Origin of the sequence: Luminiphilus sp. nBUS_07 (assembly GCF_051201685.1) — a bacterium.
Classification (GTDB): Bacteria; Pseudomonadota; Gammaproteobacteria; order Pseudomonadales; family Halieaceae; genus Luminiphilus.
On the sequence record NZ_CP179213.1, the window covers coordinates 2,127,670 to 2,142,302 of the forward strand.

At 52.3% G+C, this 14,633-nt stretch carries 16 protein-coding genes; 9 read left to right on the forward strand and 7 right to left on the reverse strand.

Translation table 11 applies throughout. The features are described 5' to 3' along the window. The first annotated feature begins 318 nt into the window (after nucleotides 1-318). Together ACMAZB_RS09465 and ACMAZB_RS09470 are read left to right on the forward strand one after the other, a co-directional pair. A complete protein-coding gene (locus tag ACMAZB_RS09465) occupies nucleotides 319-726 on the forward strand; it encodes a GFA family protein (RefSeq protein ID WP_435211297.1) in 408 nt (135 codons plus the stop codon). A 218-nt stretch (nucleotides 727-944) separates the two neighbouring features. After that, on the forward strand, nucleotides 945-1,700 hold the full coding sequence (locus ACMAZB_RS09470; protein WP_435216724.1) for an SDR family NAD(P)-dependent oxidoreductase: 756 nt from the start codon (nucleotides 945-947) through the stop codon (nucleotides 1,698-1,700). A 117-nt stretch (nucleotides 1,701-1,817) separates the two neighbouring features. On the opposite strand, the gene ACMAZB_RS09475 is transcribed toward ACMAZB_RS09470, so the two are convergent. Further along, nucleotides 1,818-2,195: a Rieske (2Fe-2S) protein gene (locus tag ACMAZB_RS09475; RefSeq protein WP_435216726.1), complete on the reverse strand. Its 378-nt coding sequence runs from the start codon at nucleotides 2,193-2,195 to the stop codon at nucleotides 1,818-1,820. An 85-nt stretch (nucleotides 2,196-2,280) separates the two neighbouring features. On the opposite strand from ACMAZB_RS09475, the gene ACMAZB_RS09480 reads away from it, so the two are divergent. Further along, complete coding sequence (locus ACMAZB_RS09480; protein ID WP_435211303.1) at nucleotides 2,281-3,282, forward strand: NADP-dependent oxidoreductase; 1,002 nt, start codon at nucleotides 2,281-2,283, stop codon at nucleotides 3,280-3,282. Between the two features lie 33 nt (nucleotides 3,283-3,315). Here ACMAZB_RS09480 and ACMAZB_RS09485 read toward each other — a convergent pair whose 3' ends face one another. Together ACMAZB_RS09485 and ACMAZB_RS09490 are read right to left on the reverse strand one after the other, a co-directional pair. Next, nucleotides 3,316-4,083 (reverse strand): SRPBCC family protein, encoded by a 768-nt coding sequence (locus ACMAZB_RS09485; RefSeq protein WP_435216728.1) that lies wholly within the window; start codon nucleotides 4,081-4,083, stop codon nucleotides 3,316-3,318. Nucleotides 4,084-4,122: 39 nt separating this feature from the next. After that, nucleotides 4,123-4,488 (reverse strand): aromatic ring-hydroxylating oxygenase subunit alpha, encoded by a 366-nt coding sequence (locus tag ACMAZB_RS09490; protein WP_435216730.1) that lies wholly within the window; start codon nucleotides 4,486-4,488, stop codon nucleotides 4,123-4,125. Between the two features lie 254 nt (nucleotides 4,489-4,742). On the opposite strand from ACMAZB_RS09490, the gene ACMAZB_RS09495 reads away from it, so the two are divergent. Then, nucleotides 4,743-5,528, forward strand: coding sequence for an SDR family oxidoreductase (locus tag ACMAZB_RS09495; RefSeq protein WP_435216732.1), 786 nt, complete (start codon nucleotides 4,743-4,745; stop codon nucleotides 5,526-5,528). Nucleotides 5,529-5,560: 32 nt separating this feature from the next. On the opposite strand, the gene ACMAZB_RS09500 is transcribed toward ACMAZB_RS09495, so the two are convergent. The 4 genes from ACMAZB_RS09500 to ACMAZB_RS09515 form a co-directional block, all read right to left on the reverse strand. Beyond that, entirely contained in the window at nucleotides 5,561-5,962 is a 402-nt protein-coding gene (locus ACMAZB_RS09500; protein WP_435216734.1) for a nuclear transport factor 2 family protein, read from the reverse strand. A gap of 79 nt (nucleotides 5,963-6,041) precedes the next feature. Beyond that, a complete protein-coding gene (locus ACMAZB_RS09505; protein ID WP_435216735.1) occupies nucleotides 6,042-6,806 on the reverse strand; it encodes an SDR family NAD(P)-dependent oxidoreductase in 765 nt (254 codons plus the stop codon). A gap of 44 nt (nucleotides 6,807-6,850) precedes the next feature. Next, nucleotides 6,851-7,666 carry an SDR family NAD(P)-dependent oxidoreductase gene (locus tag ACMAZB_RS09510; RefSeq protein ID WP_435216737.1) on the reverse strand — a complete coding sequence of 272 codons (816 nt, stop codon included), beginning with the start codon at nucleotides 7,664-7,666 and terminating at the stop codon, nucleotides 6,851-6,853. 97 nt (nucleotides 7,667-7,763) lie between these two features. After that, complete coding sequence (locus ACMAZB_RS09515; protein WP_435211314.1) at nucleotides 7,764-8,471, reverse strand: TetR/AcrR family transcriptional regulator; 708 nt, start codon at nucleotides 8,469-8,471, stop codon at nucleotides 7,764-7,766. Between the two features lie 335 nt (nucleotides 8,472-8,806). On the opposite strand from ACMAZB_RS09515, the gene ACMAZB_RS09520 reads away from it, so the two are divergent. Genes ACMAZB_RS09520 through ACMAZB_RS09540 form a run of 5 tightly spaced genes read left to right on the forward strand, consistent with a single transcriptional unit; the run spans nucleotide 8,807 to nucleotide 14,541 of the window. Beyond that, the gene (locus ACMAZB_RS09520) at nucleotides 8,807-9,238 is read left to right on the forward strand and encodes a Zn-ribbon domain-containing OB-fold protein (RefSeq protein ID WP_435216739.1); all 432 of its coding nucleotides are present in this window, start codon (nucleotides 8,807-8,809) and stop codon (nucleotides 9,236-9,238) included. Further along, nucleotides 9,235-10,380 carry a thiolase family protein gene (locus ACMAZB_RS09525; RefSeq protein WP_435216740.1) on the forward strand — a complete coding sequence of 382 codons (1,146 nt, stop codon included), beginning with the start codon at nucleotides 9,235-9,237 and terminating at the stop codon, nucleotides 10,378-10,380. The genes ACMAZB_RS09520 and ACMAZB_RS09525 overlap by 4 nt, the downstream gene beginning before the upstream one ends. Nucleotides 10,381-10,417: 37 nt before the next feature. Next, nucleotides 10,418-11,800 carry an aromatic ring-hydroxylating oxygenase subunit alpha gene (locus ACMAZB_RS09530; RefSeq protein WP_435216741.1) on the forward strand — a complete coding sequence of 461 codons (1,383 nt, stop codon included), beginning with the start codon at nucleotides 10,418-10,420 and terminating at the stop codon, nucleotides 11,798-11,800. A 10-nt stretch (nucleotides 11,801-11,810) separates the two neighbouring features. Continuing rightward, nucleotides 11,811-12,620, forward strand: coding sequence for a ThuA domain-containing protein (locus ACMAZB_RS09535; protein ID WP_435211322.1), 810 nt, complete (start codon nucleotides 11,811-11,813; stop codon nucleotides 12,618-12,620). Further along, complete coding sequence (locus ACMAZB_RS09540) at nucleotides 12,604-14,541, forward strand: DUF3604 domain-containing protein (RefSeq protein WP_435216743.1); 1,938 nt, start codon at nucleotides 12,604-12,606, stop codon at nucleotides 14,539-14,541. The genes ACMAZB_RS09535 and ACMAZB_RS09540 overlap by 17 nt, the downstream gene beginning before the upstream one ends. Nucleotides 14,542-14,633: the final 92 nt, after the last annotated feature.

The window sequence follows — 14,633 nt, forward strand, 5'->3', positions numbered from 1 at the left end:
AATCCAATAACAAACAGATTTGAATGTTTGTATTTTTTGGCCACAAAAAGCCCTGACACAGCACTGCAAAAAGATGGCCATCTAACGCTGCGCTGCTGGACATACACGAGCGGCAAAAACCTGATCGATTGACCATGAAAACTTTTGGTTTGATTGTAATCAGACGCTACTCAATGCACAGTTGTCACGCCGCAGTCCTACATACAGCGGCGACGCGCAGGCGGCAGCAATAACCGAACGTGGAGTTATTTTTGGCGAGGTTCATGATCTGCGCTATTGGGCCGGGGATTTCAGACCACTAAATTTTAGGAGACCAAAATGGCTAGCGGTGGGTGTTTATGTGGAGACATTACTTATGAATACGACCATGAACAATCTCGTGCAGCATTGCATTGTCACTGTCGCGACTGTCAGAAAGTCACGGGCTCCGGCAAAGCTACCATTGTGCTCTTTCCAGAGGACGCCGTGCACATTAGCGGCACCTTCAAACAATATGGCAGCCTTGGCTCTGACGGGTCCCACGTTAATCGCGGCTTTTGCTCTCGCTGCGGCAGCCAGATGTTTACACATATTGACGAAATGCCCGGGCTCATTTTTGTCAAAGCTGGCACTCTAGATGATTCTTCGTGGGTACAAGCCTCACTCAACTGTTGGGAGTCGACCGCATCCCTATGGTCACCGGCAGACAGTGAACTTCCCGGCGCTGAAAAAAACCCAAACCTTTGACCCGCTTTTATATAACTCGCTCCCGCTGAGCGCTAAAAAACCCGCTCTTCAGCAGCAAACGCTGTGGGTTAACCGACAAGCTCGTAGCACTGTAGGATCGCTCATAGAGCATAGCCATTGGAGCGAGCAGTTGGGCACTACCGCTGTGTTAGCAAGCGTGTCATCGTTAATCAAACCTTGAGGGCAGGGAAAGAAAAACATGTGTAGGGAGAGTCACCATGTATGAAGAATTGAAAGGTAAAGTTGCCGTCGTTACTGGAGGTGGCGCAGGTATCGGTCTGGCATGTGCAACAAGACTCGCAGAAGCTGGGGTAGCCGTGGGCATTGCAGATATCGATGGCGCTGCCGCGGAAGACGCCGCTAAGAACCTGACCTCCAGGGGCCATCGCTGTCTGTCTGTGGTAACCGATGTCAGCCAGGCAGACCAGGTGAATCACTTATTTAAGATAACCAGCGAGACTTTCGGCGCCATAACTATCGCTGTCAACAATGCGGGGGTTGGCTCGCCACTCACACCGCTGGGCGACACGGAGGAGTCTGACTTTGATCGAATCATGGCTGTTAACTTAAAAGGCGTATGGCTATGTATGAGAGAGGCCCTACGCCACATGAGTCCGTCAAAGAAGGGATCTATTATCAACATGGCCTCTGCGCTGAGCACCACTACATTTCCAGGCAGCAGTCTTTACACTGCGAGCAAGCACGGCGTCTCAGGGCTTACTCGAAGCGCTGCCGTCGAGTATGGCGATAGTGGGATCCGTATCAATGCTATCTGCCCCGGCTTTATTTCGACGCCGTTGCTGCACAGTACGGTTACCGAGGAAGCTGCTCAAGCGATGGCGGCAAGACATCCCATGAACAGACTGGGCACACCATCAGAGATCGCCGATGCGGTAGCATTCTTGGCATCAGACGCCTCGTCCTTTGTCACCGGCAGCCTATTCTCTGTTGATGGTGGATGGACTGCGAGCTAAGTCAAAAGTCGTCCTCATGATCCAAGCTGTGACCCAAAAGCTCACCGCTAGGCTTTACGACCCAAGGGCGTTTTGTGCTGAGAAAATGAAATCAGGGCGCTGTTGTATCAAGTCGCGTTAACTGACCTTCACCGCAACCATGCCATCATCAACCAGCACGTCGAAAGTTTTTAAAGGCACCCGGGTCAATTGTCCCACGGGCTCTCCGGTACGAAGATTAAAGCGCACGCCATGCAAGGGGCAAGACACATGCCCTCGACGAATACGCCCACCTGCCAGAGGGGCTTGTTGGTGCGTGCAGCGATTCTCAACAGCAAATACCTCGCCATCAGCATGACAAAGCAATACCTCGCAGCCATCGACCGTTACCACCTCACTGCTATTAGGTGCCAATGATTGAAGCTGCAGCACCGGTATGTAGTCTTCCATTGACTCAATACACCCCAAAAACTCAAGAAGCACAACGATAAGTAGCGAAAGCTTAAATAGCAACAAACAAACGTGCTTGCTTCTTTTGTGTAGCGAGGCTAGCGTAGCACCTCCTTAATTCTATATTTGGAGCAAACACGCCGTGCTACCGATGAAAAAGCAACAGTGGACCCTTAAAGCGCGCCCTCAAGGAGTGCCTGACCGAAGCGAAGTCGATATCGAAACACGCACTATTGACCATGTGCCAGACGAACATTTGCTCATTGAATGCCTCTATTTTTCTATGGACCCCGCAATCAGAGGGTGGATGTCAGAAGTTCCTAACTATCTACCCCCTATCCCTATCGGGGACTCCGTGCGTTCATCGGTCGTTGGCAAGGTATTGCAGAGCGAAGCAGACGGCTTCGCTGCCGGTGACCTTGTGGTCGGAACGGGTGGCTGGGAAACTCATGGCGTGGTGCCTGCGGCCTACTTCTCTGTCATACCCCCAGACAGCCCCTTTCCTGCTCACTACTATCTAAGCGCTCTGGGCGCTGTTGGCCTGACACCCTACTTTGGCCTGTTACGAGCCGGCAAAGCGGCTGCAGGGCAAACGTTGCTGATGAGTGCGGCAGCGGGAGCCGTGGGGTCAATTGGCGGGCAAATTGGCAAAATTCTGGGACAGCGCGTTGTCGGCATAGCTGGCAGCGATGAGAAATGCCAATGGGTGACTGACGAGCTGGGCTTTGATGACTGCATCAACTACAAAACCTGCGGTGATATGGAGCAAGCGATACGAAAAGCTTGCCCTGAGGGGGTGGACCTGTTTTTCGATAACGTCGGCGGCGAGATATTGGATGCCGCGCTGATGAACCTGAATAAAGATGCCACTATTGTCTTCTGTGGCAGCATTAGCAATTACAACGCTACCGAACCCGTCCCTGGGCCCTACAACTGGTGGCAGGTGCTGGCTAGAAGTGTGACCGTTCAGGGCTACCTTATCAGCGACTATCTCGCCGACTTTCCCGAAGGACAGGCACAAATCTCCGAGTGGATTAACTCAGGACAGCTTAAGTTTAAGGAGCATATCGTCGACGGCTTTGAAAACACTCTTGACGCCTACAATTTGCTTTTTGAAGGCAAGAATGACGGAAAATTGATGGTCAAGGTCTAGCCGTTTGGGGGAGTAAACCTCCCCCCGATTTTTTTAAAGACTGGGAAGTTCACCCTCACCGCCATCGGCGTAATATTGAATACACCGATGGGCAAACTGGTTACCACTTTCGTTTTTGCCAAAAATCACATCTGCCAAGTGGCCCGACTGCAACCCTCGCTGCACTTGCAAACCCACCTGATAATCTTCCTCGTCTACAACCTGCATAAGCCAATCGGCCATTTGCTCCAAAGCTGCATTTTCCTCTGCATCCTTCGGCTTCGTATGATGAATAAAGTGCAGCACCGTTGTATTTTCCAGAGGCCCAGGGCCGGGAATCAGCTGCGCAATTTGGGTAATCTCAGGAGCCACGAAGATCGACACATTTGGGAAAAACAGGCGGATAAAATCGTAGCCATCGTTTTCATGCTGCCAAAGCTCATCCACAGGGATGTCTTTTAATTTTTCAATCGTCTTGGCTGGATAGCCCACCAACATATGTGGTCCATAAGCCTCAAACGCCATGATGTTGGTATAGGTTCTAGGCGCAATCGTTTCCGGATGCGCCGCTTGGAAGTGATAACCCTCCAAATAACCATCAAGGGCAACCTTCCAGTTGGCACCATGAATCACCCGCTGGCCAACATAGTGCCAATCCTCAAAATGCTTCTCTCCAACGTCGCTCATCATCTCGCCGAGAAAACCGCGAATATCACACTCCGACGTAGGATCGAGAACAGCAAAGATGAGCCCACCCTCCTCGTGGCAGGGAAAGGCGACGAGGTCTCGGTCACCTCGACAATCTTCACCAAACTTAACCATGTCGGCGACACCTCTCAGGCGACCATCACCGCCATAGGTTCAGGCATGATAGGGACAGCTGAATGTCTTTTTATTGCCTGATGGTCTGGATTCGAGAATCATTCCCCGGTGACTGCACACGTTCATCAGAACCTTGGCGGAGCCATCGGCTTGCCGGCAGATCAGCAAAGGCGTGCCTAAAATATCGAGAGTTTTGAAGTCTCCCTTTTCGGGAGTTTCATGTGAGAGTCCCACTAAAATTGGCAGACTCTTGAAGACCCCATCCATTTCTTTTTGCCAAACATCTGCGTCGGTGTACTGCGTCGCAGGAACCCGCAGTGTATCGGCTGCATAGTCGGTGGTCCCATTGGCGACGTGATCGCGCAATCGGGCTGCCATCTGATTATAAAGTGCGTGCCTTTCCATTGCCGACTCCCGACTCGTTTCGAAGTTATTCATCGAACGGTGTCCCGGCGTGCCAACTACACTCCGTCACCGTTTACTTGTATGCCTGAGGCTAGAAGTGCCTCCATAAAAAGTCAAGCATGCTTGCTTTTTTCTTGTTGCTTAAATACCCTGCGCTTGGGTTGCTCATTACTGGTAAGTAATGCAGCGACTATCCATGTAATACCAGTGCGCAGCAAGCCAATCCGGCTACCAGCGCAGGCAGGGGCGGATTTATGGGCGACAAACTCGCTGGAAAAGTGGCGTTGATCACGGGCGGAACGAACGGCATCGGTAAGGCTGCTGTGGAACGCTTCATGGCTGAAGGCGCCTCGGGTGTCGTGTTTACTGGCAACAACGTCGAAGCCGGTGCTGCTATTTCTGCAGCAACAGGCGCTGAGTTTATTCGTCACGCCGTCCAAGATATTCCTGGCTGGTCAGCGGTAAAGGATGTCGTTAAAAACAAGTTTGGTCGCCTCGACATCGCGTTCGCAAACGCCGGCACCAACGCGGGGGATAGCAACATCGAAGATGTAACGCCCGAGGCCTGGCAAAATCTGATCGATATCAATCTGACTGGCCCCATGATGACGATTAAGGCCGCCGCAGAGCTGATGCGCGGTAACCCCGAGGGACCAGGTGGCTCTATTATTCTCAATAGCTCGATCAACGGTATTTTAGCGCTGGCGGGCGACGTCACTTATTCTACGACCAAAGGTGCTATGCGTTTACTGGCAAAGTCGAGCGCCGTCCATCTCGCCAAAGAAAACACCAACATTCGGGTCAACACCATTCACCCCGGCGTTATCGGAACACCGCTTATCGAGGGCGCCATTAACGGCGCTCCCGATCCGTCAGCCGCTCGGTCCATGCTCGAGGGCATCGCGCCCATGGGCCGTCTAGGTCAAATGGAAGAGGTCGTAAACCTTTTGATTTACCTGGGCTCCGATGACTCGCGCTTCATGACCGGCTCTGAGCTAGTGATTGACGGGGGCTCTACCGCCGGCCTGCCCGGCGTTTAGGTTACAGAGAGCGCGGACACCAACTGCCAGACCTATTCCCCATGCAACACTCGAAAGCGACGTAGTGAGAACTTCCACTCCCCGTTCTCACGGATGCATTCATCTTCGTACTCACCTCTTGGCTCAATTTGAGTGCCGTCCTGCATAACGGCAACTTCACTGGTGTAGCTGCGCATGACCGCATGGTCCTCTTCAATGGAGATGAACCCCGGTTGTGCCATCATATTGACGAAAGGAAAAAGCTGCATGGCGTCCAACCATGCCGCAACAATGTTATCCCGGCCGGTTATGCCGGACATCTCCAGATGAGGCAACTCCCAGACCGCGTTTTCCGCCCAGGTATTTCCCCAAATTGCAGCATCGCGTTGGTTCACGCCATCGCAGTAGCGCTCTAATAGAGCGCGAATTTCTAGATGATCCTCAAAATCTTTCATTGGCTCTCCAAATAATTACAACGGCAACCCCCGCCGCTGCCGCCAAAAACGCCGGCAAGGGGCCTAGACAACCCATCCTTTATTGATTGATCAAGCCACCATCAACCACCAATTGTGTTCCAGTGATATAAGCCGACAGATCGCTCGCCAAAAATAACGCCGCGTCACCAATTGTCTTTGGAGCCCCCATGTAACCCATCGGAATTACCGACACTAAGGAATCGTATTCATCCGTATTTTCTGATGAGGCTTGCACATTCATATTGGTCGCAATCATGCCGGGATGGATCGTATTACAGCGTATCCCTTCAGCAGCGGTCTCCGCCGCCACCGCCTTTGTAAAACCGAGAACGCCACCTTTACTTGCTGCGTAAGCACTGACACCGATCACCCCCACCAATGCCGCTACCGACGACATGTTGATAATAGACCCCTTCGTGCCAGTTTCTCTCATCATCGCAACGGCGGATTGCGTACCTAAAAACAAGCTAGTCATATTCACCACCATCTGGCGGTTATAGTCTTCGAGCGTAATGTCCTCTAATTTTTTGAGGACCGCGATACCCGCGTTGTTAACAAGCGTATCAAGGCGCCCGTGATCGTCCCTGATACGGCCCATGGTAGCCTGCCAACCCTCGGGGTCCGTGACATCCTGTCGCCAAGCCGTCGCTGAGCCTCCCGCTGCGTTAATGCTTTCAGCGGTAGCATTGGCACCATCAAGGTCGACATCAGTCGCAATAACGGTTGCACCCTCGGCACCAAAACAATGTGCTATCGCATGCCCTAGCCCTGGATTTGAAGCCGCACCTGTTACCAGACAAACTTTGCCGCTTAGTAATCCCATGATGAACTCTCCCTTATCTTAAAGATTATTAGTTACTGGAAAATCTAGTCTGGCGCAGGGATCTCGCCCGCCGCTATCATCGCCTCTTCCAGTTCGTGAGCACGAGGATTGCGACGCAAGCATAAGCCGCCATTCACCTGAAGATTTTCCCCTGTCATGAAGCAGTCATCGCTGGCCAAAAACAGCGCCGCTGCGGCAATATCATCTGAGGTGCCATAGCGTTCCAAGGGGTAACACTGTGCGAAAGCTTTCGCCAAAGCTGGGCTTTGAAGTGCGTCGGCGGTCATCGGCGTATCAGTAAGCCCCGGTGAAATCGTGTTGGCCCTAATACCCCTAGTGCCAAACTCATTAGCGACAGTGCGAATGACGTGATCAATACCCGCCTTGGTTCCCATGTAGGCTGCGTGATTATCCAACATGATCTTTGCAGTAGCGGAGGAAATTTGAATAATACAGCCCTGCTCCTGACCTGACATGACCTCAACCAAGCGCTGCAACCAGATGAACGGACCTTTGAACTGAAGGTCAACCATACGATCGAGCTCCTCTTCAGAAGTCTCACAAAACCCGTTGAGTAGCCCCCAACCGGTGGCATTTATCGCCACATCAATGGCGCCATGACGCTCCTGAACTTCTTTCACCATATGGCCAATGGAAGCACGGTCGCAAAAATCACAAGGGACCCAATCACCATTGATAGATGTCGCTAGGTCGGCGAGAACGTCAGTGCGACGACCAGATACCACGACCTTTGCGCCCGTCTCGGCAAAACGACGGGCCATAACCTGCCCCATGTTGCCCGGGGACCCTGCCCCAACAATTGAAACCACTTTTCCGGCACCAGAGAAACTTCCAAACATATGCACTCCGATTAATTACTGTGATGCATCAAAGAATACAAAAAGTTACTGCACTTTCCGAAGGACAGAGTCGACCTACCGTGGAACACCCACGACGTTATGACTCTAGCTTGTATATTGATACCAGCTGATCTGTTACCAAATCAATGATGCTCTCTGCCCGCTTCTTTCTTTTGCTGCACCGATAGGTGGTGGCCATGCCATGCATAGCAAAATGCACCAAATCATGAGCCGCTTGGAGAGACTTAACACCCCGCCATTGGGGAAAGACTGTTTTGGCCGTCAACAAAAATTGCTTTTCAAATTCTTTTTCAAACTCTTCGATAACCTCACCGAGCTCATCATCCGTGCGAGCTGCAGAAACCAGCTCCTGATAAGCGACAAAAGACGGCAGGTTATGATATTCCCAGGCTGCTTCCACAGACCGCCGAACATCAGCCCTAGTGATTTTTGTGGAGATGTTTTTCGCTCCCATCAACTGGCGATACTCTTCCAGCCGCCGCTCGTGTAAAAAGGCGATGACGACTTTAATCACCTCAGCTCTCGCCGAGAAGTGATGCATCATTGCGCCTCTTGAAACCCCAGCCTCGGCAGCAATCATTGCAGTTGTCGTCTTGTTGTAGCCCTCGTTTACTAAGCACCGCACCGCCGCCTCGAGGATAGCCCTTCGCGTCAGCGCACTTTTCTCCGCTTGCCAACCGTCACCCACTCGCGCGCCATTTTGGGATGTAGGCTTTTTTTTCGCTGCCGAGACTTTGGCGCGCTTTGTTACGCTCAGGCTTGGGGAAGTTGTCATTTTGCTCATAATAGTTTTCGCAGGGCTTACCATTGGTGATGGTGCAGTAGTTTGAGAATCCTATAAAGCGCAGTGAAACGCAATGACTGGACGGAAAATAGCAAACAAACCTGCTTGCTTTTTTTTATCTGCGTTCCTAGTATCGCCACATAGGGGTTCTGTGGCAACCGACAGCGATAAGCCTCAGAGGCCAAGACACCCCATACAGCCGCCATCAAAAAGATGCATAACAAGAATACTTGTGCCTTGCCAAAATCGAAAGAGCAACAACCTGCGTCATCAACCAGCGCAAGGTGAAGACACAGACATTTGGGCGATGCTAAGCACTCAAAGGGAGTTAGAAAATGCTGCCGCAAAAACCACTCCACCCTGGCTTGTTCACTTGGCCAGACTCAGCGCCAGAATTATTGGGTAGCCGCTGCGTCGATTGCGGTGAGCATGCTTTTCCCAGTCAGTCTAGCTGTCGCGCTTGTAGCAGTGAGCATACGGAGATCGTAGGGCTGGGCAACAAGGGCACCCTCTGGACGTGGACGATACAAAGTTTTATGCCCAAAGCCCCATACCACACTGACGAAACCCCTGAAAGCTTTTGCCCCTACGGCGTCGGTTACATAGAGCTCGCCAGCGGCATCAAGGTTGAAAGTAGACTCCATGAAAATTCGACTGATACCTTGCGCATTGGTCTTCCCATGAAGCTTGAGATCGTTCCTGTGCGTGATGATGGTGAGGGCAACCAACTGATGACCTTTCAATTTCGCAGCGCGGAGGCGTTATGACAGATGTAGCCATTGTTGGATTGGGATTACATCCCTTCGGCCGAAGCCCTGCCCTGTCGGGACTAGAACAAGGCGCAATCGCAGCTAGAGCAGCCATCGCCGACGCAGGCACCAATTTTAAAGCGATGGAATTTGCCTTTGGCGGAAGTCAGGACGGTGGCAACGCAGATTCTCTAGTCAACCTGCTGGGCTTAACGGGCCTGCAATTCACCAACATCTGGAACGGCTGTGCTACCGGCGGCAGCTCTTTAAATGCCGCTTATTCGGCCATTAAGTCGGGCCAATATGATATGGGACTTGTGGTCGGTTTCGATAAGCATGCCCGCGGGGCGTTTAATCCCCAACCTAAAGACTGGGGGCTCGATGACTGGTATGGGGAAACCGGGCTAATGCTAACCACCCAGTATTTCGCCATGAAAATCCAGCGCTATATGCACGATTATGGTATCTCCCGCGAGACTCTAGTCCGGGTAGCAGAGAAAGCCTTTCGCAATGGCTCTATTACCCCAACAGCTTGGCGACAAACGGCGTTGACGACCGAAGACATTGAGCAGGCACCTATGGTTAGTGAACCCCTCAATAAATATATGTTCTGTTCGCCCGCCGAAGGCGGCTGTGCCCTCGTGCTGTGTCGCGCTGACATGGCTAAAAACTACACTAACAACCCGGTGCTTTTAAAAAGCGCGGTTGTTCGATCCAGGCATTATGGAAGTTTTGAAGTGTTCAGCCCATCCCAAGCACCTGCCGTTGCCCCCTCGCCTACGGTCACAGCATCCCGCGCAGCTTTCGAGTTTGCAGGTATCGGCCCTGACGATGTTGATGTCGCGCAGCTGCAGGACACCGAGGTAGGGGCGGAGATCATGCATCTCGCGGAAAACGGATTTTGTGAACATGGCGAGCAAGAGCAATGGCTGCGCGATGGTGTCACCGAGATCGATGGCAGGCTACCGGTTAATACTGACGGCGGTTGTTTGGCTAATGGCGAGCCCGTCGGTGCCTCCGGGCTGCGACAGGTTTATGAAATTTGCCATCAGCTGCGGGGCACCGCGGGCAAACGGCAGGTTCCCAATGCGCCCAAAGTAGGTTACACCCATGTATATGGTGCCCCCGGTATCAGTGGGGTCAACATTCTGACAACCTAGAGGCTTGTCATAAAAACGGATTGATCAGGAGAGCTCTATGAATAAGGCAGAAGATGAAAAACAGGGCGATGGCGGCCGCTTTAAGGGCACAACGTTTCAGGATCTTCTAGATCAGGAAACTGTTGAAGTGCCAGAGTTCCTTCGATTACAGAGCAATCCACCTATGGGCGACGAAGACTTGTCCGTAGATCGCTATATCAGCCAGGACTTTTTTGACCTCGAAAAGGACCGCATGTGGCCCAAAGTTTGGCAAATGGTGTGCCGTGAAGAGGATATCGCCGAGCCGGGTGATCATCACGTTTATAACATCATCGATAATAGCGTCATCATTACCCGGACCCCGTCTCATGCCATTCGAGGGTTTATAAACAGCTGCCTCCATCGGGGTCGCTGTCTGCGCGATGAATCTGGAACAGTTACCGAATTCCGCTGCCCTTTCCATGGCGCGACCTGGGACCTTGACGGGCAGTTTCAAGGGATTCCTTGTCAATGGGATTTTGATCATCTTGCTGATCGCGACATGGCGCTTCCTGAGGTAAAAACCGCCACCTGGGGTGGCTTTGTGTTTATCAACTTTGACCCTGATTGTGAGCCCCTCGAAAGCTATATGGGGGTTATGCCTGAGCACTTTTCTCGCTATCCACTCGAAAAGTATTTCAAAGGTGTGCACGTGCAACGGGTTATGCAGTGCAACTGGAAGGTTGGCGCCGAAGCCTTTATGGAGTCTTGGCATACTCTCGAAACGCATCAACAAATTTTAACGTTCACCGGCGATGAAAACTCACAATATGACACCTTCGGCGACAACGTCAGTCGCTCTGTCACCCCCATGGCCGTGCACAGCCCGCACTTAGAAAACATTTCTGACGAGGCCATTATTAGAGACATTCTCAAACTTTCGGGGCGCATGGCGCTAGATAGTGACGAAGGGGTAGAGATGCCCGAGGGAATATCAGCCCGTCGCTATGTTGCCGATATGAATCGGGAGATGTTTGAAGAAGCCTCTGGAGAGGATCTGTCAGATGCCACAATGGCAGAGCTAGAGGATGCAATCCTCTACAGCTTGTTTCCGAACTTCCAAGTTTGGGTAGGTTACAACGGCAATATTGTTTACCGGTTTTTACCCAATGGGGATGACCCGCACAGCTGCATTTTTGATGTCATGATCCTTCTGCGCTATCCCGAGGGTGGCGAACGACCAGACCCAGCGGAGTGCGTCGTTATTCCCGAGGATCAGCCTTTTTCGTCGGTAGCCGAGTTGGGTGCGTTAGGCCCTGTTTTTGATCAGGACGATGCCAATTTGCCCGCAGTGCAACGAGGCATGAAGGCGTCCAAAAAAGGCACCGTTAGCTTAGCAAGCTACCAGGAGAGTCGAATACGACACCTTCACGCCACCCTCGATAACTATATTAAATCCTGAGGAGGTCTTCATGAGTGAAGCTCGAACAGCTGGCCGCATCAATGGCATTCTGGTGGCTAGCGGGTCTTGGCATGATATCGATTTCGCCCGTCTTGAACTGCTTAAACTCCTTGCCGAGTTCGATCGTGTTCGGATAAGAGTGTTTGAGGATTATGAAAATCTTGAGGCCCTTGCAGAAGCTGACTTTTTGGTGAGCTACACCTGCAACGTAGTGCCCTCCTTACCCGCTCAAGAAGCCCTTAAAACTTGGGTTCAAGAAGGTGGACGCTGGTATGCACTTCACGGCACCAATTCCATTATCCGACTGATGTCAGACGGTATATTTGAGACACCCGATTGGGCGCCACTTTTTGTCGATACTTTGGGCTCGATGTTCCGCTCGCATCCGCCCATTGAGCCTTACACGGTGACAGTTGCTGATACTGACCACCCGCTGGTGGCGGGCCTAGAGTCCTTTCAAGCCACTGATGAACAGTACTTGATGCAAACTTTTGGCGATCTCAAAGTACTCCTAGAAACTGAATATGGTGGCGACGCGCCGGGCTTTCGAGAGGATCATTGGGACAAGGCCAAACACCCTGTCTTCTACATCAAGGAACAAGGCAAAGGTGCCGTGTTGTATCTAACCCTTGGTCACTGCCGCCATCATTATGATATGCAGCCGCTAATGGACTACTGGCCCAACATCGAACGTTGCGCTTGGGATACACCTCAATTCTACGAACTGCTACGAAGAGGCCTGCAGTGGGCGATGGAACCGGTTGATCAGGCTAGCTTGGCCGCCGCCGAAGAGGCCCGCAAAAATGCGCCAGATATCTAAGTTTTTCTCAGGGTTTGCCCCTTTAGAGTCGGCATCTCCGCGACTCTGCAAACAGAGTTTGTTATCCATTTGTATTACGCTGGCTGTTAGTGCCGCCACCACGACTCAGGTATTGGCATCAGCCTCTGGCTCAAAAGCTAACGAAGTGGTTTATTCCATACCAGTGGCTACCGATGAGCGGCGTCTGCTGTGGGGCGACACCCACCTACACTCCAACGTCTCAGCAGATGCCTTTACTCTGGGCTCGCGACTGGGCCCTGACCAGGCCTATCGCTTTGCAATGGGGCTGCCAGTGACTAATGAGTTAGGACAAACTGCGCGACTCCATGCTCCCCTAGATTTTCTTGCGGTCACCGACCACGCTGAATATCACGGGGTTTTTCCGCTGCTCGAAAAACGCGACTCCCAACTAGATGGATGGCCATTAGGCCAGCAAATGGCCGACCTGCTACAGGACGGTAAAAATATTGAGTTAGCCAAATTATTTTCTGATGCGATCCAAAGTACCGAACCCGCACTGCGCACACCAAAACCGCTTGTTGAAAGTGCGTGGCATTCCAGCATTAAAGCCGCAGACGCTGCCTATACCCCGGGCGTATTCACAACATTAATCGGATACGAATGGACATCAATGGTCACCGGTGACAACTTACACCGCGTTGTGCTGTTTCGTGATAGCTGGGATCGCACTCGCCAGGTGATTCCCTTTTCGGCTCAGGACAGTACCGACCCAGAGGCACTCTGGTCAGCACTAGCAGACTACGAAATAACCACTGGCGGCCGGGCGATGGCAATTCCTCACAACGGCAATTTAAGTAATGGCCGCATGTTCTCTCCAATTCGCAACAACGGCGCAGCGCTTGATCGTGACTATGCCGAGCAAAGGCGCTATTGGGAGCCACTCTACGAGATGACCCAAGTGAAAGGGGATTCCGAAACGCACCCTGCCCTGTCTCCGGCTGACCCCTTCGCAGATTTTGAAACTTGGGACGACGGTAACATCACACTCACAACCCCAAAAGAACCCGACATGCTGCCCTTTGAATATGCGCGCTCAGCACTCGGGCTGGGTCTTGCTCACCGTGAGCGACTGGGTCTGAACCCCTTCGATTTTGGCATGATTGGCGCCAGCGATATCCACACCGCGCTCAGCACCACCGAAGAAGACAATTACTTTGGAAAGTTTATTCATGATGGCCCGGCTCCCGGTCGCAGCACCCTAAAGATGGCAGGCCAACTTCAACAAATATGGCGTATGGTCTCCTCGGGGCTGGCCGGGGTTTGGGCGGCCCAGAACACCCGCGAAGCGATATTTGATGCCATGCTTCGTAAGGAAGTTTACGCAACCACCGGCAGCCGAATTCGAGTGCGCTTTTTTGCCGGCTGGGAATTCGATGAATCCACGCTTCAGGACTCACAGTGGGCACTGAAAGGGTATGCACAGGGCGTTCCCATGGGCAGTCAGTTACGAGCTGCTCAGGACCCCAACCTTGCCCCTACCTTCATGATCAAAGCTCAAAAAGATCCGAACGCCGCTCACCTTGATCGTATTCAAATAGTTAAAGGCTGGCTGGACTCTGATGGCGAACACCAGGAAAAGGTTTACGACGTTGTCGCCTCGGGTAACCGCCCAAGAAACTCGGCTACCGGCCTATTCGAACCGGTGAAGGATACGACCAACCTATCAACAGCCAGCTACAGCAACACCGAGGGCTCGGCCCAGCTCGAAGGGTTATGGCGGGACCCAGATTTTGATGCGCAGCAAGCCGCCTTCTACTACGTGCGGGTGCTGGAGATCCCAACACCACGATGGACTAGCTTTGATGCCGTTCGCTTTGAAGAAAATCGAGTTGCTGAGGACACGGGCAAGCTTCAAGAGCGAGCTTACACCTCCGCCGTTTGGTATTACCCGAAGGATTAACCGCAACTGACAACACCGAATGGCTTCGCCGCATCGCGGTATGACTTCACCGCATAAGGAGGTGGTTGGTGCAGAGGGGAATTTACTGTGCC

Excerpts from the sequence above, each read along its gene's own strand:
- ACMAZB_RS09465 (WP_435211297.1), top strand. The coding sequence starts at position 319 with ATGGCTAGCGGTGGGTGTTTATGTGGAGACATTACTTATGAATACGAC.
- ACMAZB_RS09470 (WP_435216724.1), top strand. The coding sequence starts at position 945 with ATGTATGAAGAATTGAAAGGTAAAGTTGCCGTCGTTACTGGAGGTGGC.
- ACMAZB_RS09480 (WP_435211303.1), top strand. The coding sequence starts at position 2,281 with ATGAAAAAGCAACAGTGGACCCTTAAAGCGCGCCCTCAAGGAGTGCCT.
- ACMAZB_RS09485 (WP_435216728.1), bottom strand. The coding sequence starts at position 4,083 with ATGGTTAAGTTTGGTGAAGATTGTCGAGGTGACCGAGACCTCGTCGCC.
- ACMAZB_RS09490 (WP_435216730.1), bottom strand. The coding sequence starts at position 4,488 with ATGGAAAGGCACGCACTTTATAATCAGATGGCAGCCCGATTGCGCGAT.
- ACMAZB_RS09495 (WP_435216732.1), top strand. The coding sequence starts at position 4,743 with ATGGGCGACAAACTCGCTGGAAAAGTGGCGTTGATCACGGGCGGAACG.
- ACMAZB_RS09500 (WP_435216734.1), bottom strand. The coding sequence starts at position 5,962 with ATGAAAGATTTTGAGGATCATCTAGAAATTCGCGCTCTATTAGAGCGC.
- ACMAZB_RS09505 (WP_435216735.1), bottom strand. The coding sequence starts at position 6,806 with ATGGGATTACTAAGCGGCAAAGTTTGTCTGGTAACAGGTGCGGCTTCA.
- ACMAZB_RS09510 (WP_435216737.1), bottom strand. The coding sequence starts at position 7,666 with ATGTTTGGAAGTTTCTCTGGTGCCGGAAAAGTGGTTTCAATTGTTGGG.
- ACMAZB_RS09515 (WP_435211314.1), bottom strand. The coding sequence starts at position 8,471 with ATGAGCAAAATGACAACTTCCCCAAGCCTGAGCGTAACAAAGCGCGCC.
- ACMAZB_RS09520 (WP_435216739.1), top strand. The coding sequence starts at position 8,807 with ATGCTGCCGCAAAAACCACTCCACCCTGGCTTGTTCACTTGGCCAGAC.
- ACMAZB_RS09525 (WP_435216740.1), top strand. The coding sequence starts at position 9,235 with ATGACAGATGTAGCCATTGTTGGATTGGGATTACATCCCTTCGGCCGA.
- ACMAZB_RS09530 (WP_435216741.1), top strand. The coding sequence starts at position 10,418 with ATGAATAAGGCAGAAGATGAAAAACAGGGCGATGGCGGCCGCTTTAAG.
- ACMAZB_RS09535 (WP_435211322.1), top strand. The coding sequence starts at position 11,811 with ATGAGTGAAGCTCGAACAGCTGGCCGCATCAATGGCATTCTGGTGGCT.
- ACMAZB_RS09540 (WP_435216743.1), top strand. The coding sequence starts at position 12,604 with ATGCGCCAGATATCTAAGTTTTTCTCAGGGTTTGCCCCTTTAGAGTCG.